Origin of the sequence: Longicatena sp. 210702-DFI.1.196 (assembly GCF_020563125.1) — a bacterium.
GTDB lineage: Bacteria > Bacillota_I > Bacilli_A > Erysipelotrichales > Erysipelotrichaceae > Longicatena > Longicatena caecimuris.
Genome location: NZ_JAJCPX010000143.1, coordinates 1 through 241, shown reverse-complemented (window position 1 = coordinate 241; position 241 = coordinate 1). Strand labels below are relative to the sequence as shown.

The window sequence follows — 241 nt, the reverse complement described above, 5'->3', positions numbered from 1 at the left end:
AGCAGGAAGAAGGGCTGATGAGCTGTCTGCCCCTGGGACTCAATCAGATCGAGATCCAGCGAGGACTGACCACCAGTTCTACGGCCATCTTTGTACCGTTCACCACACAGGAATTATTCCAGAACGGCAAAGAAGCTCTGTACTACGGCATCAACGCCCTGTCCAACAACCTCATCATGGTGGATCGAAAGCTGCTGAAAAACCCCAACGGCTTGATTTTGGGTACGCCGGGTTCCGGTAA

Annotated in this window: 1 protein-coding gene; it reads left to right on the top strand. The window is 52.7% G+C overall.

Going from position 1 to position 241, the window contains the following annotated elements:
* Nucleotides 1-241: hypothetical protein (locus tag LI241_RS15700; RefSeq protein ID WP_368668999.1), on the top strand; the 241-nt coding region annotated here is incomplete at both ends.